A 21,274-nucleotide genomic window follows, 5' to 3' on the forward strand; every position below is an offset into this window, starting at 1 on the left:
TTAAGCATTTAGTGTTAATAATTAATTAGAACATATATAATCAATAGCTTATTATAATTGGGGAGGTAGTACATATGATTAATATAATAGAACAAAAATTATATGACATATTAGATTCATTAGAAATAAAATATACTAGATATGAACATGAAGCAATATATACTGTTAATGAGGCAAATAAACTAGAAATTTCAATTCCAGGAGCTCATTGTAAAAATCTTTTTATAAGAAACAGAAAAGGCGATATTCATTATCTTGTACTTTTAGATGATAGTAAAAGGGCTGACTTAAAGTTATTAGAGAAACAGATAGAAAGCACTAAATTATCATTTGCATCTGAAGAAAGGTTATTTAAATATTTAGGTCTTAAGCCGGGATCTGTTACTCCCTTTGGTTTGATAAATGATATTAATAGTGAAGTTATTGTCTTAGTTGATAGGGATTTAATAGATGCGAGTATTGTAAATTTCCATCCTAATGTAAATACAGCAACAATAGGAGTTTCATATAATGATTTAGAAAAATTTATTAAGTGGCATAATAACGAATTCTATTATGTTGATATAAATTAATTTTGAAGTTTCATATTTAAGGAAGGGATATGCTTCGGAAGCTTTAATATTATTTACAGCATATCTCTTCTACCTAAAACCAATATATAGACTGGATATATTGGTTTTTGCTGGGAATGTATCAAGTATAAAAGTGTGCTATGTCTATGACGGCACAATGAGACAAAGTCCTTCTACCAGTGATAAATATTATGATATACATTTTCTTCCGCTTTAAGGGAAGAATGCCAAGCATTAAGTTCTTTAATAAAAAATCTGTAATTGCGATATAATGTTAAATTATATCTACCACGTTAAATCCTTCTGCTACAGCTTTTTCTATAAAACTTTCACCATCAATATGGATACAGTAGACTTGTTTTCTATATTCATAAGGAATTTTTTCACTTAAAACCCGCAGTGATGTATGAACATTACCTTCACAATCATTTAAACATGTATCGTGATATATTAAATTCCTTGCTTTTAAAAAAGGAATAATATCCAAATTAGTTTCACAAGTATCTCCACTGTAGAAAATATCATTTCCAGAATCGAATTTTAATATGTAAGAATATGCATTAACTGTCTTTGTGTGTTTAGTTGGTAAAGCACTAATGGTTAAGTTTAACTCATCAATCCTTGTATTATTTATATCATGTAAAGTAAAACTTTCATTTTCAACAGCACCTGTGAGCTTTAAAAATTCCCCTATTTTCTCTTTTTCAGAAAAATAAATATTTACTTTGATTTTTGATTTCCAGTAGCAGTAACCTACAAAACTACCTAAAGAACCTATATGATCTGAATGCATATGGGTAATTAGAACATGTACATTTTTTATTCCATTGATTAAATCTTTAGTTACAATTTTTTCAAAAACAGATTCGCCACAATCAATTAATAGTAATGCATCAGCCTTCCTCAAAAAAGCGGAAGTATTGCTTTCTGTAACATTATATCCTGAACCTCTGCCTAAAAACTCCAATTTATTCATAAAGTACTCTCCTTACTAAAAATATAATTGATGGATAAGATTAACAATATTATAATATTATATGGTAAGTAAAACAAGAATAGGGTTAAATTAATAAAAGTAACAGCGGAGGATTTTATAATGGTGAATATAATCACAGACAGATTGCTTATAAGAGATCATGTTAACGAGGATCTTGCTCAAATGCATAAGCTGCTTTCAAATAATGAAGCAATGCATTACATGCCAGAAATAAGGACGAGTACTTTAGAGGAATCAAAAGAAAATCTTTATGAGGCTATTAAGGAATCTAAATTAGAAAATAGAACAAAATATTTTTTTGCAATAATAATCAGAGAAACTAATGAATATGTTGGTGACATTGGATATACTGTAACAGCAGACTGTGCTGAAGGGAGAATTGTAAACTTAGGATATTTTACATCTCAAGTTTATTGGGGGAATGGCTTTGTAACAGAGGCAGTAAAAGCAGTAATTAATTATGCTTTCACTCAAGATAGGGTCATTAAAATTGAAACAGGATGCATAAAAGAAAATGTTGGCTCGGAACGAGTGATGAAAAAAGCTGGGATGATAAAAGAGGCCGAGCTAAAAAAGCATGTTTTATTAAATTTTAAATTATATGATAGAGTAGAATATAGATTATTAAAGGAAGAGTGGAAAGAACAAAATATGCTGTATAAGTAAAATGTGTTATAATATGGATAATGATTAAAATACTTATGAATATAAGGGAAGAGGTAATTAATATGAAATTAAAACATTATGTAGTAACAATTATGCTTGTTACAGCAGTTAGCTTGATTTCATTAACATCAGTAAATTTATATAATAAGGCTCAAAAGGATAACAAGGAAACTACTAAGTCAATTTACAAAGCTTATGTGCCGAATATAAAAGGAAAAGATAGTAATATACAAATTGGTACAATACCTAAAAGTGATGATTCAGCAAGAGAAGTTTCGCCTGATGCAGATGATAATTCTAAGGATAAGGCAGCAAAAGATAAAGAACAGCCAAAAGTATTACAGCCATTACCTGTACCAGATGTAAATTCAGGAGGAGAAGTGATAGATTTGCCTACTCCTAGTAGCAGTTCAAATGTAACAGTAGAACCACTTTGTTAATATATTATATATGTTTTTTGATGCTAAATTGAAAGGTGCCATGTTTTTTAAAAATAATGTGGTGCCTTTTAATTTTATAAAAAGATTGGATGGATAAGAGTATTTATAATCAATGATGGATGTAGCTTTTAAATTTAAGTAGAAAATTAAATATAAGAAATACGACTAGATGTGTCGTACTAGAGTGATTTAAAAATTAATTTAGTATGGCACATTTTTTTGTAAATATATTATAAGAAATCATTTACAATATAAATTTGTTGGTATATAATAAATTCATACCAATGAATTTAAAACATAATAATAAATTTCAATATATATGAAATGAGGGATTTAATATGGACGAATTGGAAATGGCAATTATGAATATTATAATCAATGCTGGAGATTGTAAAAATCATTCTTATATGGCTCTTAACAATGTAAATGAAGGAAAGTATGTTGAAGCAGATGCAGAATTACAATTAGCAAATGATGCTTTGACAAAAGCTCATGAGGGACAAACAATGTTTCTTCAAAAAGAAGCTGGTGGAGATAAAATAGAATTATCAGTTTTATTTGTACATGCTCAAGATCATTTAATGACAGCAATAACAGAAAAAAATTTAATAGAGCAGATAATTGAACTTAGAAAAGTTGTAAATACATTAATTAACAAAAACTAAAATTTCATTATAAAAGATTACTGTGTATTTTAAGGAGGAATAAATTATGATAAAAATTAGATTATTTTGTGCAGCAGGAATGTCAACAAGTCTTTTAGTTAGTAAAATGAAAGAAGCAGCAAAGTCAAAGGGAGTAGAAGCAGATATTGAGGCTTTTCCAGAAAGTCAAATGGATAAAAATTTAGATGGTGTGGATGTTGCACTACTTGGACCACAAGTTGCTTATACATTGCCAAAAGCAAAAAAAATATGTGAATCAAAAGGAGTTCCAATTGACGTAATACCAATGGTTGATTACGGAATGATGAATGGTGGAAAAGTATTAGATTTCGCATTAAAAGTGGCGGGAAAATAGCAAACTTGACGTAGAGTTAATTACACATAAGGAGGAATTTAAGGTATGAAATTTCCTAAAGGCTTTTTCTTTGGAGCAGCGTCGGCAGCCTATCAAGTAGAAGGTGCATGGAATATTGACGGAAAAGGAGTTTCTAATTGGGATGTATTTTCTAAAATTGAAGGAAAGACTTTTGAAGGGACGAATGGAGATATAGCGGTAGATCATTATCATAGATATAAGGAAGATGTAAAACTTATGGCTGAAATTGGATTGGAATCATATAGATTTTCAATCTCTTGGGCAAGAATTATTCCGGATGGAGATGGAGAAGTAAATCAAAAAGGATTAGATTTTTATAATAATCTAATAGATGAATGTTTAAAGTATGGGATTGTGCCATTTGTTACATTATATCATTGGGACATGCCTCAGAAATTAGAAGAGCAAGGAGGTTGGATTAACAAGAAAACTGCAGACGCTTTTGTTAAGTATGCAAATGTATGTTTTAAAGCTTTTGGAGATAGAGTGAAGCATTGGATTACATTCAATGAAACCGTTGTGTTTACTGCACATGGTTATTTGAAAGGTACTCACCCACCTGGCATTAAAGATGATCCTAAAAAATATTTTGAGGCAATTCATAATGTATTTGTTGCTCATGCGGGATCTGTTGTAGCTTATAAAAGGTTAAGACAATTTGGAGAAATTGGTATCACTCACGTATTTTCACCTGCCTTTAGTATTGATCAAAAGAAAGAAAATGTACAAGCTGCATATCATGCAAATCAATATGACCTTCATTGGTTCTATGATCCTATATTGAAAGGAAGATATCCTGAATATGTAATTAAGCAATTGGAGGAAAAAGGATATATTCCAAATTGGACAGAAGAGGAACTTAATTTAATTAAGGAGTCAGCACCTCAAAATGACTTTATAGGGTTAAATTATTACCAACCTCAAAGGGTTATGAAAAATGATTCTTTTGAGGAAGTAGAAATGACAAGAGAAGCAGCTACTGGAGCACCGGGAAATCCATCTTTTGATAAAGTCTATAAAACAGTAAGGATGAAAGATAAGACGTATACTAAATGGGGCTGGGAAATAGCGCCAGATGCATTTTTAGAGGGATTAGAAATTTTGAAGAAAAATTATGGAGATATTAAAATATACATTACTGAAAATGGTTTAGGAGATGAAGATCCTATCATTGAGGATGAAGTAGTGGATATTCCAAGAATTAAATATATTGAAGCTCATTTAAAAGCATTGAAAAAAGCAATTAAGAAAAATATAAATGTAAAAGGTTATTATGCATGGTCTGCTATGGACTTATTAAGCTGGCTAAATGGATATAAAAAACAATACGGATTTATATATGTAGACCATAAAAATAATTTAAATAGGAAAATAAAATTATCAGGATACTGGTACAAACAAGTGATAGAAGAAAGAGGAGAAAAGTTATAAACTACGACTTATTAGTTAATAAATCTCCATATAATTTATAACTTTTAGGTTAAATATGTATGGAGGTTTGAAACTTTAAGTAATATACAAACATTTTATTTAATTGATAAAAAGGGGGAATTATTATGTCATTAGGTAACACGCTTAACGAAAAAGTCGTACCGGCGGTTATGAAATTTGTCAATCTTAAAGGTATTCAAGCATTAAAAGATGGTATATTGTTTTGTCTTCCATTGAACATTATAGGTTCAATATTCTTACTGGTAGCTTGTTTCCCTTCAGTAACAGTTACTAACCTTTTTGCTTCTATGTTCGGAGCTGATTGGACTGAGCCATTGTTTAAAGTTCAAGGTGCAACAATGAATATTATGGCAGTAGTTTCGGTTATTGGTATAGCATATACATATGCCAAAAATGAGGGACATGAACCTTTGTCTGCAGGTATAACTGCATTAGTTGTATTTATAATTACAACTCCAAACTGGACTATGTTTGTGGCATCAAAAGATGTTGATCCAGTCAAAGTAGGGAACGTACTTCCAATAGACTGGACTGGTGGTAAAGGAATGATTGCAGCTATAGTAATTGGTATAGTAGTTGGAGCAATTTATTCATGGTTTATGAAAAAAGATATCAGAATTAAGATGCCAGAAGGTGTTCCAACAGGTGTTGTTAATGCTTTCTCAGCTATTATTCCAGCGGCAGTAATGTTTATAGGTGCTGATGTTATCTATATAATATTCAAAGTTAGTGGTACAACAATGATTGAGTGGGTATACAAAGTTATTCAAACACCATTACAAGGTTTATCAGACTCTCCTCTTGGAGTTATAGGAATTGCTTTCTTTATACCTTTCTTATGGTTCTTTGGTGTGCATGGTGCAAATGTTGTAAGTGGTATTATGACTGGTATATTGACAGCAAATACTATGGATAATGCAACGCTTCAAGCAGCAGGAAAGCTTTCATTAGCAAATGGAGCACATATAGTAACTCAACAATTTGTTGATAATTTTATAAGTATGACAGGTTCAGGGGAAACTATAGGATTAGTTATCTGTATGTTGTTTATTGCAAAATCTGCACAATATAAGCAATTGGGTAAACTATCATTATTACCAGGATTATTTAATATAAATGAACCAATTTTATTTGGTACTCCAATAGTAATGAATCCAATTATGGCATTACCATTCATATTCGTACCAGTAATAAATGGATTGTTATTCTATGGAGCAATAGCTTCAGGTATACTTGCTCCAATGGGTGGACTTATGCCACCATGGACAACACCACCTATAATTTCAGGATTCTTAATTGGTGGGTTTAAATATTCAATAATGCAAATCGTTATGTTAGTAATAGCAACATTTATATACCTTCCATTCTTTAAGAAGGCAGATGCTATGGCTTATGCAGGTGAAAGTGCAGGTCATGACGGTGGTATACAAGCTTAAATTCGGTTTATAGATGTTAAGTGGCTCATATATCCACTTGATAAGTATAGGCTGAAATGAATTAAAATGCCCCAAAATTAACAATTTTCAATATATAATTAAATATTTTAAATGAAGGGTCCAAACGTTTATAAGAAATTTTAGGCGTTTGGATCTTTTAATAATAAATAGAATTTGTTGAAATATTAGATAGTTATAAGGAGGAAAGAAGGCTTTTATTTTTATGGTAAGGGTTTAGTAGAGGATTATACTTTGATAAAACTATAAAAATTTGTTATATTAATAGATAAGTAGTTAATTTTTTGGAGAGGTAGCTGTAAAATGCAAAAAAAATATGAAACAATTGTGAATATATTAGAAAAAGAAATCTTAGAGGGGAAATATGATTCTAATAAGAAGCTTCCTACGGAGGAAGAACTTATTACAAGGTTAAATGTAAGCAAAAATACTGTAAGAAAAGCAATAGATATTTTAGTTACTAAGGGTTATATATATAGAGTTCAAGGCAGCGGGATATTTTTAAGAGATTTTTCTAGAGAAGGCTGTATGGATATTAGAGAAATGAATGGGTTAACTAAAACTTATTCAAATAATAAGCTAAAGAGTAAAGTATTAGAATTATCTTTAATTGATGCAGATGAAGAGCTTGCAAGTAAAATGAGATGTAATGTTAATACTAAGTTATATTATGTTAAGCGTGTAAGATATTTAAATGGTGAACCAATGGAGATAGAAGAATCGTATTACAATAAGGAGATAATTCCATATTTAAACGAAGAGATATGTAGTAAATCTATATTTAGCTATGTTATAAATGACTTGAAGTTAAAAATTGGATTTGCAGATAGGGTTATAAGCTGTGAAAAGTTAAATGAAGAAGAAGCAGAACTTTTAAATTTAAAGAAAGATGATCCAACCTTAATAATAAATAATACAGTATTTTTAAGTAGCGGAATAGTATTTGATGTATCTTTAGAAAAATATAATTATAGTAAGATGAAAATAATAAGCCTAACAAGCAATCACTAGGAATTAATTTATTCATAATTTAGTTTGCATAAAAACTGATACCTTACATAAAAGTTGCAGTTTAATGAATAAGACGTATGATAAAAATAGAATATTTATTTAAGAAATAGCAAGACTTCATGATGTATAGTTTCATGAAGTCTTTTTATAGGGGAAAAATTAATGAATATAAGGAATAATTAATAGAATTCTTCATTATTTATAATTAATAAGTAATGAAGAATTTTATTGCTATTAAATGAAAGAAGTACATTTAATACATGATGTATTAGTTCATAAATTAACTCAATGTATTATGTTTAAAATCTGTGGAAATATATTACAAGAAATCCTTTACAAGAATAATTTATTGGTATATAATAAATTCATACCAATGAATTTAGAGAGAGGATTTAAAAATATAAAATGCTGATTTAATAAGAATGAAATTTTAGCATAAAGATTATTATTTATTTTAAGGGAGGAATAAATTATGGTAAAAATTAGATTATTTTGTGCAGCAGGAATGTCAACAAGTCTTTTGGTTAGCAAAATGAAAGAGGCAGCAAAGACTAAGGGAATAGAAGCTGATATTGAAGCTTTTCCAGAAAATCAAATGGACAAGCATTTGGATAATGTAGATGTTGCATTGCTTGGGCCACAAGTTGCTTATACATTACAGAAAGCAAAAAAAGTATGTGAACCAAAAGGGGTTCCAGTTGATGTAATACCAATGGTTGATTATGGAATGATGAATGGCGGAAAAGTATTAGATTTTGCGTTAAAAGTAGCTGGAAAATAAAAAAATTATATCATGATTAGTTACACAAATGGGGCAATTTGAATTATGAAGCTTTACGAAAAATCTTTATTTGAAAAACCTAGGTAGCATATTAAGTAGAAGATGTATGGAATGAGAATAGAAAAGGAATTTTCAATTGATATGTATTTTCTAAAATTGAAGGAAAGACTTTTGAAGGAACTAATGATGGCATATCCGTAGATATCTATAGAGGAAAGGGGTGAGCGCCTTTAGAAGAAATTATTTCTGGTAACAAATCTCCATATAAACTTAAAAACGCCAAATATTAAGTTATATGAAGATTTGAAAATTTATTATTACATTTAAATTATAGCTAACGTATAATTTTTTGTCTAGGGAGGAATTATTATGTCATCATTAAAAGAAACTATGAATGAAAAAGTAATACCTATTATTATGAAGTTTGTTAATTTAAAAGGTGTTATTGCGTTAAAAGACGGTATTTTATACACATTGCCATTAACAATGATAGGTTCCTTAATGCTATTACTTGCTCAATTACCGTATCAGCCTTTAAATGATGCAATTGCAAGTGTATTTGGCGCAGATTGGACTGCTCCATTATTTAAAGCAAATTCAGCAACTTTTAACGTGATTGCAATAGTTGCTGGAATAGGAATAGCATATGTTTACGCTAGAAATGAAGGCCACGAGCCTTTATCAGCAGGGGTTATTTCATTTGTAGTATTTTGTTTAACTACACCTAACACTGTAACAACTAAGGGTGGAGAAGTTGTTGGAGGAGTTTTACCAGTAGACACATGGTGTGGTGGTAAAGGTATGGTTTCAGCAATTATTATTGGATTAATTGTAGGGGCATCATACTCATGGTTTATGAAGAGAAATATTACAATTAAAATGCCAGACGGTGTGCCACAAGGTGTTGCAAATTCATTCGCAGCCTTAATACCAGCAGCAGTTATTGTTGTTTGTACAACTGTAATTTGGGCAATATTTAACTTTGGATTAAAGACATCTGTAATTGAATTTATATACAAAGTACTTCAAACACCATTACAAGGTATGACAGATTCTTTAGGTGGAGTAATATTCATGGGATTATCAATTCCATTCTTCTGGTGGTTTGGTGTTCATGGGGCAACAATTGTAAGTGGAGTTATGTCAGGAATATTACAATCAAATGGATTAGAAAATCAAGCTATAGTTAATAGTGGAAAAGCACTTACAATAGCAAATGGAGCTCATGTAGTAACACAATCATTTTTAGATCAACTTATGACAGTAACTGGTTCAGGTATGACAATAGGACTTGTTTTATGTTACTTATTCTTAGCAAAATCAGCTCAGTATAAACAATTAGGTAAATTAGGTATAGTGCCAGGAATATTTAATATAAATGAACCAATTACATTTGGTACACCAATAGTAATGAATCCATTCATGGCAGTACCTTTTATAATTACACCAACAATATCAGGTATAATTTCTTATTTTGCAATTTTATCAGGACTTGTTCCACCATTTAGTGCAATTCAAGTTCCATGGACAACACCAGCACCAATTTCAGGATTTTTAACTGGTGGATTTAGAACAGGTTTATTACAATTAGTTGTATTAGCAATATCATTCTTTATATATCTTCCATTCTTCAAGAGACAAGATGCTTTAGCATATAAGAGTGAGCAAGAAGTAGCTCAAGGTGGAACAAGCATAGATATGTAAATAAACGAATCATAAACTTGATCTATTACTTGTAAATTGCCAATTGCTCACAGGATACCCCTAAATGGTATGAACTATAAACAGGTTGAGTTTTTTCGCAACCGATAAAATACCAGTTGTAAGTTATAAGTCCAATTAAAAATCCTCTCTAATCCATTAAATTTTAATTAGAAATAAGCTTTTGGATTAGAGGGGATTATTTATTATTTTAATAATTGACTCTTACCTAAGGTAATGATGTATAGTAATATCAGAAAGAATAGAAATGGGGCATTGATATGATAAAATTAAATTTATTAGAGAAAGAAGATATAAATAAAATCGTAGAATGGAATTTAGATAAAACTGCAGATTTTTTGTTACAGTGGGCTGGACCTAAGTATAATTACCCTTTAACAACTACGCAAATTGAAAGTTATTTATTAAATGAAGTTAAAAATAGTAATAGTAATATCCGAGTTTATAAAATACAAATGGTCAGCACAAATGATATTATTGGAACTATTGAATTAAGGGAAGTTGATAAAGATAATAAAGTCGGTAGAGTATGCAGATTTTTAATAGGTGAAGAAGTTAATAGGGGGAAAGGCGTAGGAAATAACGTACTAAAAGAAATACTACGAATTGCTTTTGAGGAGATGAAATTTGAAAAGGTAACACTTGGAGTATTTGACTTTAATGAAAATGCAATTAAATGTTATGAGGGTTCAGGGTTTAAAAAAGAAAAATTAATAGAAAATGTGAGAAAATACGCTGGGGGAGATTGGAACTTATATGAAATGGCGATTTTAAAAATTGATTGGCTGGCACAAATATAGATATTTTATAATAAAAAATTAAGGGGTTTAGCCGTTGTAGTTTATGAGACCTAACAACATCATTAAGCATAAAGGAACATAAAAGAACATACTCAAGAGATTCTAAGCTAATATCGATTAAATAAAGTTAGAAACGAAATTTCATGTTGAATAATGTCGAAAAGATGTTAGTATAGAGACATGACCTCTCTTGAAAACAGAAAACATTTAAATAATATCTAATGAGTAATCAAGAAGGCAAATAAAACATATAGAAGGAGAAAAACTAATGAAGAAAAATGTATTAAGAAAAATAGTAACCGCAGTTATTGCAGCTACCACAGTGAGTAGTTTCTCATCATTAGGAGTATCTGCAGCAACAATTGATTCAAATACTAATTATAATACACTTGCAAATAATTTTTTAAATTTAAATAATAGACAAGCTCAAGGCACAAATAATACTTCTACAAGTACAGATTCAGCAGATGTACAGGGGTTACCTAAGCTGCCAGCAAATTATTCAATAAATGTACAAGCTGCTGCCGAACAAAAGATTCTTGAATTAATGAATCAAAAAAGAAGTGAAGCAGGGATTAAACCTTTAACTATAGATAACACTTTAGTACAGGTAGCAAGATATAAAAGTAATGATATGATACAAAATAACTTTTTTGATCACACAAATCCAGATGGAACTAAGTGGACAAACTGGTTACAAACAATTGGATATAAATATACTTCAGCAGGAGAAAATATTGCATATAATACTAATGATCCGGTTGAATTATTCAATCAATGGTGGAATTCACCAGGACATAGAGCAAATATGATGAATGCTTCATACTCTAAAGTTGGTATAGGAGTAATCAATGGTAATGGTAAATACATGGGAACACAAGAATTCTCAAACTAATAATTAAAAATATTTAATATGTATTGGCAGGAGAATTTTAGTTAAAGCTGCTACAGAATGATTTTTTAAAAGCATTCTGTAGCAGTTTTTTTGTCGTTAATCCAATTTGTAAATGTATGTAAACTATATTTTATAGCTTTTCTTAAAGGAAAAGATTATAATACTATATGAAATTAGGCTATGAAGGAAAGAAAGGACAACAAATTATGAAATTATATAGTAAGTACTTTGAAAAATATAAATTCCCGTTTTTGATAGCTGTTTTTTGTGTTATATCTGAAGCTATTTGTGATTTGCTAAGTCCTACACTTATGTCAAATATAATTAACACAGGAATTGAGCAGGGATCACTTTCGAAAGTGTATTATTGGGGGACACTTATGCTCGTGGTCACAGGCATTGGAGCATGCTTTGCAGTTACAAGAAATATTTTAGCAACCAAGGTATCGCAGCATATGGGAGCCGATTTGCGCTATGATTTGTTTGAGAAAATTATGCATTTCTCAGAAGTAAGTGCAGATAAAATTGAAAGTGGTTCACTTATTACAAGGATGACAAATGATACATCTCAGCTTGTACTTTTTGTCAATGGAATCATGAGGATTTTCTTAAAAGCACCGATTACATGTATAGGCAGTATTGTACTTGCCACCCTGCTAAATTTTAGATTGAGCATAATTATTTATGGTGTTGTTGCAATAGTTGCTGTCTTAATTATAGTCAGTATGAAACTAAGTTATCCACGTTTTTATGAGTTACAAAAAGCTATGGACAAGGTAAATTCTGTTGTTCAGGAGTATCTTATTGGAGTACGTTTAGTAAAGGCCTTTGGAACCTATGATAAAGAAATCAATAAGTTTGAAAATGCAAACTCTAATTTAATGGAGAAGGGAGTATCTTCTCAGATGATTATCACTTTTGTATCACCTCTTATGACACTTGCTGTTGGAATTGGTACAGTGATTGTAATTTTCATCGGAAGTAAGATGTTTTCTTTAAACCTAGCAAGTCCTGGAGATATTTCGGCCTTTACAATTTATATGGCTCAAATTTTAACATCATTAATAATGATAACCAATATATTTAATACTTTCGTAAGAACAAAAGCATCGACTGCACGAGTTAAAGAAGTATTGGATTCCGATGAAGATTTTATTCACAGTGGTGAAGTTAAAAAATTAAATGGTGATATTGAATTTAAGAATGTCACTTTTGCATATCCTAATGGCAGTGGTGTACCTGCATTAAAAGATTTATCATTTTCTATTGGTAATGGACAAAGTTTAGCAATCATTGGACCTACAGGAAGTGGTAAATCAACAATTGCTTGGCTGCTTTTAAGATTTTATGATGTAAACAGTGGGGAAATTTTAGTTAATAGTTATAATATTAAAGAATTAAGCATTGATTCAGTTAGAGATAATACTGCAATTGTGCCTCAAAAACCAATGCTTTTCTCAGGCTCTGTTGCTGAAAATATCAAGTGGGGAAATAGAAAGGCCACAGATGAAATGATTGATGAAGTAGCAAGTAATGCACAAGCTGATTTTATAAAGAAAATGCAGGATGGATATGAAAGTCTCTTAGGAAGTGCAGGAGTAAATGTATCAGGGGGACAAAAGCAGCGTATTTCAATAGCGCGTGGAATGCTTAAGAGTGACTCTTCAATACTTATTTTAGATGATGCAACAAGTGCACTTGATGCAGTGACTGAAGCAAAGGTTCGTGAAAGTTTAAACTCTAAAAAAAGAAATCAAACAATAATTACAATTACTCAAAGATGTGGAACAGCTATGTTTGCTGATAAGATTTTAGTAATGGATAATGGAGTTAAAGTTGGATATGGTACTCATGATGAGCTTATGAAAAGTTGTGAAATATATAAGGATATCTATAAAACGCAAATAGAAAGCAGCAAGGAGGCATAAAAAATATGGGGGAACATTTTTCTAAAGCTCAGCCTAAGATACCTTCTATTGGAAGCAAGTCAGTGGGAAGAGCTAGCAATAGGTTTGCACCAACTGCAAAACCTAAAAATACTAAAGGAACATTATTGCGTATCGTAAAGCTTTATATGCGCTTTGCAAAAACAATCTTTGCAGCTATGGTGCTTACAATTTTTTCATCATTAATTTCAGTGGCTATTCCTTATTTTATAGGAAAAACCTTTAATACCTTTAAATTTGAAACTAAGACAATAGATACAAAAATGCTCACAGAGCTTTTACTTATAATTATTACATTACATGTTGTAAATTGGCTTATATCATCTGTTAATGGAGTTATTATGCTTAAGGTATCACAAAAGCTTGTACTTGTAATACGTACTGAATTTTTTCAAAAGATGCAGAAGCTTCCGCTTAAATTTTACGATACTCGTTCACATGGTGATACTATGAGTAGAATTACAAATGATGTGGATAATATTAGTTCTACTATAGCGCAGACAACAACCCAGCTAATATCGAGCATTTTAACATTAATAGGTTCTTTTGCAGTTATGATAGTACTAAATGTGCCCCTTACAATTGTGGTATTATTATGTATTCCTCTTGTGACAATGCTTACAAAAATGATTGCTTCTCATAGCCGTGCTTACTTTTTAGATCAGCAGAGAAGTCTTGGATCTCTTAATGGAGTAATTGAGGAAAACATACTTGGATTAAAAATGGTAAAGGCTTTTGATAAGCAACAGGACATTTTAAAGCAGTTTTCAGATATTAACGAAAAACTTTATGCAAGCAGTACTAAGGCTCAAATATGGTCTGGATATATGATGCCTCTTATGAATGTTATCAATAATTTTATTTTTGCAGTTGTGGCAATTGTAGGTGGAGTATTATCAGTTGGATATGGTCTTTCAGTTGGTACCGTAGTTAGTTTTATGAGTTATTCAAAACAATTCTCACAGCCTCTTAATTCTGTTGCCGGCATGTTTAATACAATTCAGTCTGCACTTGCTGGGGCAGAACGTGTTTTTGAAATTTTAGATAGCGAAGAGGAAAGTGCAGATGTAGATAATGCCATTGACATTGAAACACCAAATGGAGAGGTTGTTTTTGAAGATGTTTGCTTTTCATATAATAAGTCAACTCCTATATTAAAGGACATAAGTTTTAAGGTGAAAGCAGGAGAAACAGTGGCTTTAGTAGGGGAGACTGGTGCAGGAAAAACTACTATTGTAAATCTACTAACACGTTTTTATGATGCAGATAGTGGGAAAATCTTAATTGATAATGAACCAATTACTAATTTGAAAAGAAGTAGCCTTAGACAATGTTTTTCAGTAGTACTACAAGATACTTGCCTTTTTACTGGTACAATTATGGATAATATCCGTTATTCTCAAAAGGATGCAACTGATGAACAGGTAATAAAAGCTGCTAAGATAGCTCATGCACATGATTTTATCGACAAATTACCAAAAGGGTATCAAACAATGGTTTCTGGAGCTACAGATAATCTAAGTCAAGGACAGCGTCAGCTTATATCAATTGCCAGAGCAGTTTTATGTGATAGTCCTATTTTAATTTTGGATGAAGCTACCAGCAGTGTTGATACAAAAACTGAGAAAGATATTCAGCATGCACTGGTAAAGCTAATGAAGAACAGAACAAGCTTTTTAATAGCTCATCGTCTATCTACTATTAGAGATGCCGATCATATTATGGTAATTGGAAGTGGAAAAATATTGGAAGGCGGAAATCATAAAAGTCTTATGGATAAAAAAGGACAATATTATGAGATGGTCATGAGTCAAATGGGAAAGTTAAATACCTAAATTTAATATTATAATATATAAAAGTCTTGAGATGCTGGAAAATACAACATTTCAAGGCTTTTTAGTCATATGAAAATAAATGATAGATTAAGATAATTGTTCTATATAAGTAAAGTTTATAAATATACATTCAAGTTAAAAATGTATATTTATTTAAATTAAAAGCAAAATAACTAAGGAGGTGAAAAGAATGAAAGAAAACAAAAGGAAAAAACAAGAAAAAAATATTCATACAGAGGAAGAAGAGAGGCACATAATATCAAATCCAATTGCAAAAGGTGTTGAAAGCTCAATTGCGATGGGAATAGATACTACATATGCACCATTGCCACTTTGGTTTAGTGAAAAGGAGAAGAAATAAGTTATTCTTTTAAAAGAGGAGTTTTTCTTTTATATACAAAATAGTATGGTACTTCATAAGCGAGCATTAGTATCCATCCGATAAGACTTGCATAAGCCACACTTGTCATTCCCATATATGAAATTAATAAGAATACAAATATTGTCCTAAAAGATATTTGTATTATTGTAGAGACTAAGGTGATCTTCATATTTCCCATTCCTCTAAAGAAACCTTGAACGCCATTAGTGAAACCAGGAAGCAGATAGAAAAATGCCATGAGGCTTAAATAGCTGACACCTATGTTGATCATACCTGAATCATCAGAAGAAACGAATAATTTCATGATTGGTTCTTTTAAAGCTAACATAACTATGCAGATAAATATCCAATAGCAGCATTCTAAGCATAAGCCAATCTTAAAGCCTGCTTTAATACGCTTTTTATTATTAGCACCTCGATTTTGAGCTACAAAGGTCATCATCCCATGAGATATACTTTGCTCTGGGACAAGAGCAAAAGCATCGACTTTATTGACTGCATTGAAAGCAGCAATAGTAGCAACGCCTAGTGAATTAACAGCCCCCTGTATTAATAGTTTGCCAATTGGCTGACAAGACTGCTGCAAGGCTGTTACAGAACCATGAGCCAGAGTCTGTTTTAAAAAGTTCATATCTAATCGTATATCGTTTTTAGTCAATCTTAATAATGGAACTTTCCTATAGATATAAATTATGCAGAAAATTGCAGAACAGGCTTCAGCAATATCTGTAGCTAGTCCTGCTCCAAGTACACCCATATTAAAACCACCTATAAAAACAAAGTCAAGGCATCCATTTAGAATAGAAGCAATTGCTAAAAATCTTATAGGTGTTTTTGAATCGCCAACACTTCTCATAGCTGCAGATACAGCATTATACAAGTATGTAAAAGGCATTGCAACAAAAATAATTCTTAAGTAAAGTGTTGCAGAATCAAGAATTTCATTTGGCACTTGGAGAAGACTTAATAGTTCTCTTGAAAAAATTAAGCCCAATATTAGAACTAATAATGAAAAAAAACATCCGAATATTAATGTGGTTGATATTTCTTTTTTTAAATCTTCATATCTGCCAGCACCAAAAAATTCGCTCATTAGGACTGATGCACCAATACAAATACCTGTTATTCCTAAAATCATAATATTCATTACTGGATCAGCTGTTCCAACTGCAGCTAAGGCATCTGTTCCTGAAAATCTTCCAACGATGATAGAATCCACTGCATTATAAGTAAGCTGAAGAAGGTTTCCTAGGATTAGTGGTACAGAAAAGCTTATTAGGCGCTTTGGAATATTACCTTTTGTCATATCTTTAATCATAAATTTCACATCCTTAGTATTCTTTCATTAGCATATTATACTAATGGTGTCATGACATATCAATGAATCAATTTTAAAAGTCATTTCATTTTGAAACTATTTTAAGATTATATTATATTGCTCAAGTAAAGTCATTATAGTATCGTTTGGCATAGCTTCTGTAATAATGCAGTTAAAATCTTCTATGTTTGAAAAGTTAAAGATTCCATCCAAGTTAAATCGTTCATTTGGTGCCATTAAATATGACTCTTTAGAGATATTCATAATTGCTTTTTTAGTACCTGCATCTTCAGATTCACCAGTGCTTATACTTCCATCTTTAAGGTCTATGCCGCTACAGCCAATGAATGCCTTATTGCAGCGATAAAGTTTAATTTGTTCAATTGAGAGGGAACCGATATTTCCACCTACAAATGCATTATAATCACCACCTATAAAAATAACATGTACCTTTGAATCTAAGGGAATCACTGATGCTATTTCAACCATATTTGTTATCAAAGTAATGTTTTTATTATTTCCTACAAGCAGTTTTGTGAGAAAATGAGAAATACTTGAAGCATCTAAGAAAATCGTATCTCCTTCAACTATCTCTTCATATGCCTTTTTTGCGATGATTTCCTTTAAACCAGTGTCTTTTTCAACTCTTTTAAGGAGACTTTCACCGCTGACTAGAGTACGCCTTAGATTAATAGCACCACCATAAGTACGTTGAAGCAGATTATTTTTTTCTAAGACTTGAAGATCTTTTCTAATCATACTTTCACTCACATCAAATTGTGAACTTAAATCTTTAACTAAAACTTTTCCGTCTCGATCTAATATATCTAAAATATGTTTGTGTCTTTCTTCGATAAACATAATGACCTCCTATTTATTCTCATTTATTTTTATTTTAGCAATCATAGTAATAGAATGCAATTAAATTAATTGACATATGCGAATAAATAAAATAAAATGGTACTGAACAGTAACGAATTGCATAAAACGAGAATAAATTATTATAAAGGGGATGAATCTATGAAAAAAGCGGTGTTTTTTGATATAGACGGAACTTTAATGGATTGTATGAATGGAATAACAGATATTACTCCAAGAGTAAAAAAAGCTATACGGGAATTGCAATCAAATGGAGATTATGTTTTTATTGCAACAGGCAGGCCATATGCTTTTTTAAATGATGTATTACTTAATTTTGGATTTGATGGTTTTGTGCTTACTAATGGTTCGTATGTAAAGATAAGAGAAAAATGCATACATAAAGAATGCATTAATAAGAATTTCATAAAAGAATTAATAAATAATTTTGAGCAGCGTAATATTCAATATATATTGCAAGGAGAAAAATACTCGTATATTAAAGATGAATATAAGAAACTTCACTCATATTATGAGTCTTTTGATATATCAAAAAAATATTTAGAAGGAAATTATAAATTTAATGAAATAGATACTTATAAGATAGAGATGCTATGTGATGATAAAGAAGGGATGGAATACTGCTTATCTCTAGAGAATGAAGATTATGATTCTATTTATAATATAAATGAAGGAGCATTTGAATTATATTCAAGACTTAATACAAAGGCCTCTGGAATACTAAAGATACTGGAATATTTAAATATTCCAATAGAAAACAGCTATGCTTTTGGTGATGGAAAGAATGATGTAGAGATGCTGTCGACAGTAGGCTGCGGAATTGCTATGGGAAATGCAGATGACAACATCAAAAGTTTTGCAAAAAAAATCACAGATACAGTGCAAAATGATGGAGTGGCTTTAGGAATAGAAAGGTATATTTTATAAATTTGGTTATTGTAAAATTATTTTAATTTTCGCCATAAGGTGCTATGGCCGATTTTTAATCTTTTTTCAACCTTTGCTTGATTCATGCCTTCTTCTGACATTACATGATTTATAATACGAGTTTCAATTTCTTTTAAGCTTCCACTGAGATCAATAGGGACTAGGGAAGCTTTATTATTATGCTATTTTTCTATTTTTATAGCAGCTTTAACTTCATAATTTTGTCTCCATGTAACTTATGATTTTATGGAATATCTTCTATCAGTGCAAAGTGTTAGTTATATTATATCAATTTATTAATATTTAAAAAAGGAGTTATATTCTGGAGTTGTGGCTATTAGTAAGGTGTATGTTGAAGAAAAACTTGTGAAAATATCAATAAATAAAAAAAATAAATAAAAATACATAATTTGGATACGCTTACATTGAAAATTGTGTTATAATATAAAAGATGGTTTGCGAATTGAAAAGGAGAGATTCAATGTCGAAAAATTATAAATGGACAAACGTTATGAAAAAATCAGTGGTTTTTGTAATGGCGTTAAGCATTTATTTAGGTGCAGAGATTACTTTTTCAAGTAACGCAGCTAAAGCAATGACACCAAATAAAGAACTGGTTTGTTCAGCAACAGCGTATACATCAGCAGCTGGAAGTAAAACTGCAAGTGGAAGAGTAGTAGAAAGAAACCCAAATGGTTTAAGTACAGTTTCAGTTGACCCAAATGTGTTCCCACTTGGAACAATTTTTTATATTGAAGGTTATGGATATGCAATAGCTTCAGATACTGGAAGTGCAATAAAAGGAAATGAAATTGATGTATATTTTGACAGCTCTAGTGAGTGCGATAATTGGGGGAATAGAGATGTTAAAGTAACAGTGTTAGGGGATTCTTCAAGCTCATAATAAATACAATGGATGTAAAAGCAGTTTGGTTCAAAGAATTTTAGATAATAAATATCTAGAAGCAAATTAAATAATGATAAGAAGCTTATATAATAGTTTTCAGTTATAGTTGCAGCTTGTAGTTACAATTGAATGTATGAAAAAAAGTAAAACACTCGTAATATACGGAAAGTTATGTTAAAAGCAGAAAACCGTTAGGAATGTTCAAAATTAAACAGCATAAATTGTCAAACAAAAAGCGTAACCATCAATAAAATTATTACTATAATTTAATGTAGTAATAATTAATTATAATTTTGACAATGTTTAGATTAATAACTTTCTATTTAAATAAACTTAGAGAAGTTTACTTAAAGAAATAATTATGCTTGACTACTATACAAAAGAAGTGTTTCTAATGTGGAAATGCTTCTTTTATGAATTTCAAAGATACAAAATTAAAGCAATACATGTTATAAATTAAGATTAACATGCATTGCTTTTTTATAGCAAACATAATACTAATTTAGTATCTTTGTTTTTTAAAATATCATTTTAACAGTATAAAAAGTTGGATATAATAAAAGGGTAAAATAATTAAAATCATATAATTAAGGAGAGAGATAGATTATGAAGTTTTGTTGGAGTACATTAATGGTTAAAAATTTAGAGGAATCATTGAAGTTTTATCAAGAAATTGTTGGGCTTAATATAAACAAGAGATTAAATGCAGGCCCTGGAGTGGAAATCGCATTTTTAGGAGAGGGAGAAACAAAAATTGAACTTATATGTAATGAAACTTTGAAAGAAGTAAATTATGGAGAACACATATCCCTTGGATTTGAAGTAAAATCAGTAGATGAAATGATGAATTGTGTTAAAGAAAAAGGGATAGCTATTCATAGTGGACCAATACAACCAAATCCTCACACAAGATTTTTTTATGTGTTAGATCCTAATGGATTAAGAATTCAGTTTGTAGAAAATATTTAAAGTATTGAAGAAAATTAATAGATAAAAAGTTATTTTGTTATTGCAATATATATCGTAAAAAGAAAAAACTTAGAATAAATTAATTTATAAGCTTATTTGAGTGAATAACTTGAATAAGCTTATAAAATATTAAAATAGATCAATAAAAATGATTAAATATGTCACTAGGACTTGACTTTAAAATATGATATGCTAAATTACATGAAATAGGAAAAAGAATAATTAGCTCAATTGCAATAACAAATTGAACTAATTTCTATTTATGACTTAAACATTTGTA

General features: G+C 30.3%; 22 protein-coding genes. 18 read left to right on the forward strand and 4 right to left on the reverse strand.

Annotated features, from left to right (window positions below; translation table 11 throughout):
• Positions 1 to 74 precede the first annotated feature (74 nt).
• Positions 75 to 572, forward strand: coding sequence for a prolyl-tRNA synthetase associated domain-containing protein (locus CLOBL_RS02790; RefSeq protein ID WP_077857615.1), 498 nt, complete (start codon positions 75 to 77; stop codon positions 570 to 572).
• A gap of 274 nt (positions 573 to 846) precedes the next feature.
• On the opposite strand, the gene CLOBL_RS02795 is transcribed toward CLOBL_RS02790, so the two are convergent.
• A complete protein-coding gene (locus CLOBL_RS02795; RefSeq protein ID WP_077857616.1) occupies positions 847 to 1,548 on the reverse strand; it encodes an MBL fold metallo-hydrolase in 702 nt (233 codons plus the stop codon).
• 120 nt (positions 1,549 to 1,668) lie between these two features.
• Between CLOBL_RS02795 and CLOBL_RS02800 the strand changes: the two genes are divergently transcribed.
• From CLOBL_RS02800 to CLOBL_RS27820, 14 genes are all read left to right on the forward strand, one after another.
• On the forward strand, positions 1,669 to 2,235 hold the full coding sequence (locus CLOBL_RS02800) for a GNAT family protein (protein ID WP_077857617.1): 567 nt from the start codon (positions 1,669 to 1,671) through the stop codon (positions 2,233 to 2,235).
• 62 nt (positions 2,236 to 2,297) lie between these two features.
• A complete protein-coding gene (locus CLOBL_RS02805; RefSeq protein WP_077857618.1) occupies positions 2,298 to 2,675 on the forward strand; it encodes a hypothetical protein in 378 nt (125 codons plus the stop codon).
• Positions 2,676 to 3,013: 338 nt separating this feature from the next.
• Entirely contained in the window at positions 3,014 to 3,340 is a 327-nt protein-coding gene (locus CLOBL_RS02810) for a PTS lactose/cellobiose transporter subunit IIA (RefSeq protein WP_077857619.1), read from the forward strand.
• Positions 3,341 to 3,386: 46 nt separating this feature from the next.
• Positions 3,387 to 3,695: a PTS sugar transporter subunit IIB gene (locus tag CLOBL_RS02815; RefSeq protein ID WP_077857620.1), complete on the forward strand. Its 309-nt coding sequence runs from the start codon at positions 3,387 to 3,389 to the stop codon at positions 3,693 to 3,695.
• Positions 3,696 to 3,740: 45 nt separating this feature from the next.
• Positions 3,741 to 5,147 carry a GH1 family beta-glucosidase gene (locus tag CLOBL_RS02820; protein WP_077857621.1) on the forward strand — a complete coding sequence of 469 codons (1,407 nt, stop codon included), beginning with the start codon at positions 3,741 to 3,743 and terminating at the stop codon, positions 5,145 to 5,147.
• Positions 5,148 to 5,272: 125 nt separating this feature from the next.
• A complete protein-coding gene (locus tag CLOBL_RS02825) occupies positions 5,273 to 6,604 on the forward strand; it encodes a PTS sugar transporter subunit IIC (RefSeq protein ID WP_077857622.1) in 1,332 nt (443 codons plus the stop codon).
• Between the two features lie 321 nt (positions 6,605 to 6,925).
• Positions 6,926 to 7,633: a GntR family transcriptional regulator gene (locus tag CLOBL_RS02830; protein ID WP_077857623.1), complete on the forward strand. Its 708-nt coding sequence runs from the start codon at positions 6,926 to 6,928 to the stop codon at positions 7,631 to 7,633.
• Positions 7,634 to 8,105: 472 nt separating this feature from the next.
• A complete protein-coding gene (locus CLOBL_RS02835) occupies positions 8,106 to 8,414 on the forward strand; it encodes a PTS sugar transporter subunit IIB (RefSeq protein ID WP_009171500.1) in 309 nt (102 codons plus the stop codon).
• A 369-nt stretch (positions 8,415 to 8,783) separates the two neighbouring features.
• Positions 8,784 to 10,118 (forward strand): PTS sugar transporter subunit IIC, encoded by a 1,335-nt coding sequence (locus CLOBL_RS02840; RefSeq protein ID WP_009171499.1) that lies wholly within the window; start codon positions 8,784 to 8,786, stop codon positions 10,116 to 10,118.
• 278 nt (positions 10,119 to 10,396) lie between these two features.
• Positions 10,397 to 10,936: a GNAT family protein gene (locus tag CLOBL_RS02845; protein ID WP_077857624.1), complete on the forward strand. Its 540-nt coding sequence runs from the start codon at positions 10,397 to 10,399 to the stop codon at positions 10,934 to 10,936.
• A 268-nt stretch (positions 10,937 to 11,204) separates the two neighbouring features.
• Positions 11,205 to 11,831 carry a CAP domain-containing protein gene (locus CLOBL_RS02850; protein WP_077857625.1) on the forward strand — a complete coding sequence of 209 codons (627 nt, stop codon included), beginning with the start codon at positions 11,205 to 11,207 and terminating at the stop codon, positions 11,829 to 11,831.
• Between the two features lie 206 nt (positions 11,832 to 12,037).
• Complete coding sequence (locus CLOBL_RS02855) at positions 12,038 to 13,759, forward strand: ABC transporter ATP-binding protein (protein ID WP_077857634.1); 1,722 nt, start codon at positions 12,038 to 12,040, stop codon at positions 13,757 to 13,759.
• A 5-nt stretch (positions 13,760 to 13,764) separates the two neighbouring features.
• A complete protein-coding gene (locus tag CLOBL_RS02860; RefSeq protein ID WP_077857626.1) occupies positions 13,765 to 15,612 on the forward strand; it encodes an ABC transporter ATP-binding protein in 1,848 nt (615 codons plus the stop codon).
• A 190-nt stretch (positions 15,613 to 15,802) separates the two neighbouring features.
• On the forward strand, positions 15,803 to 15,973 hold the full coding sequence (locus CLOBL_RS27820; protein WP_179117665.1) for a hypothetical protein: 171 nt from the start codon (positions 15,803 to 15,805) through the stop codon (positions 15,971 to 15,973).
• Between the two features lies 1 nt (position 15,974).
• On the opposite strand, the gene CLOBL_RS02865 is transcribed toward CLOBL_RS27820, so the two are convergent.
• The gene (locus tag CLOBL_RS02865) at positions 15,975 to 17,312 is read right to left on the reverse strand and encodes an MATE family efflux transporter (RefSeq protein WP_077857627.1); all 1,338 of its coding nucleotides are present in this window, start codon (positions 17,310 to 17,312) and stop codon (positions 15,975 to 15,977) included.
• A 96-nt stretch (positions 17,313 to 17,408) separates the two neighbouring features.
• Complete coding sequence (locus CLOBL_RS02870; protein ID WP_077857628.1) at positions 17,409 to 18,173, reverse strand: DeoR/GlpR family DNA-binding transcription regulator; 765 nt, start codon at positions 18,171 to 18,173, stop codon at positions 17,409 to 17,411.
• 159 nt (positions 18,174 to 18,332) lie between these two features.
• Between CLOBL_RS02870 and CLOBL_RS02875 the strand changes: the two genes are divergently transcribed.
• Complete coding sequence (locus CLOBL_RS02875) at positions 18,333 to 19,118, forward strand: Cof-type HAD-IIB family hydrolase (RefSeq protein ID WP_077857629.1); 786 nt, start codon at positions 18,333 to 18,335, stop codon at positions 19,116 to 19,118.
• 17 nt (positions 19,119 to 19,135) lie between these two features.
• On the opposite strand, the gene CLOBL_RS28895 is transcribed toward CLOBL_RS02875, so the two are convergent.
• Positions 19,136 to 19,273 carry a helix-turn-helix domain-containing protein gene (locus tag CLOBL_RS28895; RefSeq protein ID WP_143323832.1) on the reverse strand — a complete coding sequence of 46 codons (138 nt, stop codon included), beginning with the start codon at positions 19,271 to 19,273 and terminating at the stop codon, positions 19,136 to 19,138.
• A gap of 326 nt (positions 19,274 to 19,599) precedes the next feature.
• Between CLOBL_RS28895 and CLOBL_RS02885 the strand changes: the two genes are divergently transcribed.
• Together CLOBL_RS02885 and CLOBL_RS02890 are read left to right on the forward strand one after the other, a co-directional pair.
• Positions 19,600 to 20,022 (forward strand): 3D domain-containing protein, encoded by a 423-nt coding sequence (locus tag CLOBL_RS02885; RefSeq protein ID WP_009171491.1) that lies wholly within the window; start codon positions 19,600 to 19,602, stop codon positions 20,020 to 20,022.
• Positions 20,023 to 20,631: 609 nt separating this feature from the next.
• Complete coding sequence (locus CLOBL_RS02890) at positions 20,632 to 20,994, forward strand: VOC family protein (protein WP_077857631.1); 363 nt, start codon at positions 20,632 to 20,634, stop codon at positions 20,992 to 20,994.
• The last annotated feature ends 280 nt before the right edge of the window (positions 20,995 to 21,274 follow it).

The sequence above is a fragment of the Clostridium sp. BL-8 genome, assembly GCF_002006495.1.
Taxonomy (GTDB): Bacteria; Bacillota; Clostridia; order Clostridiales; family Clostridiaceae; genus Clostridium.

Bases quoted from the DNA above. Each gene is read 5' to 3' on its own strand.
- CLOBL_RS02790 (WP_077857615.1), top strand. From the start codon at position 75: ATGATTAATATAATAGAACAAAAATTATATGACATATTAGATTCATTA.
- CLOBL_RS02795 (WP_077857616.1), bottom strand. From the start codon at position 1,548: ATGAATAAATTGGAGTTTTTAGGCAGAGGTTCAGGATATAATGTTACA.
- CLOBL_RS02800 (WP_077857617.1), top strand. From the start codon at position 1,669: ATGGTGAATATAATCACAGACAGATTGCTTATAAGAGATCATGTTAAC.
- CLOBL_RS02805 (WP_077857618.1), top strand. From the start codon at position 2,298: ATGAAATTAAAACATTATGTAGTAACAATTATGCTTGTTACAGCAGTT.
- CLOBL_RS02810 (WP_077857619.1), top strand. From the start codon at position 3,014: ATGGACGAATTGGAAATGGCAATTATGAATATTATAATCAATGCTGGA.
- CLOBL_RS02815 (WP_077857620.1), top strand. From the start codon at position 3,387: ATGATAAAAATTAGATTATTTTGTGCAGCAGGAATGTCAACAAGTCTT.
- CLOBL_RS02820 (WP_077857621.1), top strand. From the start codon at position 3,741: ATGAAATTTCCTAAAGGCTTTTTCTTTGGAGCAGCGTCGGCAGCCTAT.
- CLOBL_RS02825 (WP_077857622.1), top strand. From the start codon at position 5,273: ATGTCATTAGGTAACACGCTTAACGAAAAAGTCGTACCGGCGGTTATG.
- CLOBL_RS02830 (WP_077857623.1), top strand. From the start codon at position 6,926: ATGCAAAAAAAATATGAAACAATTGTGAATATATTAGAAAAAGAAATC.
- CLOBL_RS02835 (WP_009171500.1), top strand. From the start codon at position 8,106: ATGGTAAAAATTAGATTATTTTGTGCAGCAGGAATGTCAACAAGTCTT.
- CLOBL_RS02840 (WP_009171499.1), top strand. From the start codon at position 8,784: ATGTCATCATTAAAAGAAACTATGAATGAAAAAGTAATACCTATTATT.
- CLOBL_RS02845 (WP_077857624.1), top strand. From the start codon at position 10,397: ATGATAAAATTAAATTTATTAGAGAAAGAAGATATAAATAAAATCGTA.
- CLOBL_RS02850 (WP_077857625.1), top strand. From the start codon at position 11,205: ATGAAGAAAAATGTATTAAGAAAAATAGTAACCGCAGTTATTGCAGCT.
- CLOBL_RS02855 (WP_077857634.1), top strand. From the start codon at position 12,038: ATGAAATTATATAGTAAGTACTTTGAAAAATATAAATTCCCGTTTTTG.
- CLOBL_RS02860 (WP_077857626.1), top strand. From the start codon at position 13,765: ATGGGGGAACATTTTTCTAAAGCTCAGCCTAAGATACCTTCTATTGGA.
- CLOBL_RS27820 (WP_179117665.1), top strand. From the start codon at position 15,803: ATGAAAGAAAACAAAAGGAAAAAACAAGAAAAAAATATTCATACAGAG.
- CLOBL_RS02865 (WP_077857627.1), bottom strand. From the start codon at position 17,312: ATGATTAAAGATATGACAAAAGGTAATATTCCAAAGCGCCTAATAAGC.
- CLOBL_RS02870 (WP_077857628.1), bottom strand. From the start codon at position 18,173: ATGTTTATCGAAGAAAGACACAAACATATTTTAGATATATTAGATCGA.
- CLOBL_RS02875 (WP_077857629.1), top strand. From the start codon at position 18,333: ATGAAAAAAGCGGTGTTTTTTGATATAGACGGAACTTTAATGGATTGT.
- CLOBL_RS02885 (WP_009171491.1), top strand. From the start codon at position 19,600: ATGTCGAAAAATTATAAATGGACAAACGTTATGAAAAAATCAGTGGTT.
- CLOBL_RS02890 (WP_077857631.1), top strand. From the start codon at position 20,632: ATGAAGTTTTGTTGGAGTACATTAATGGTTAAAAATTTAGAGGAATCA.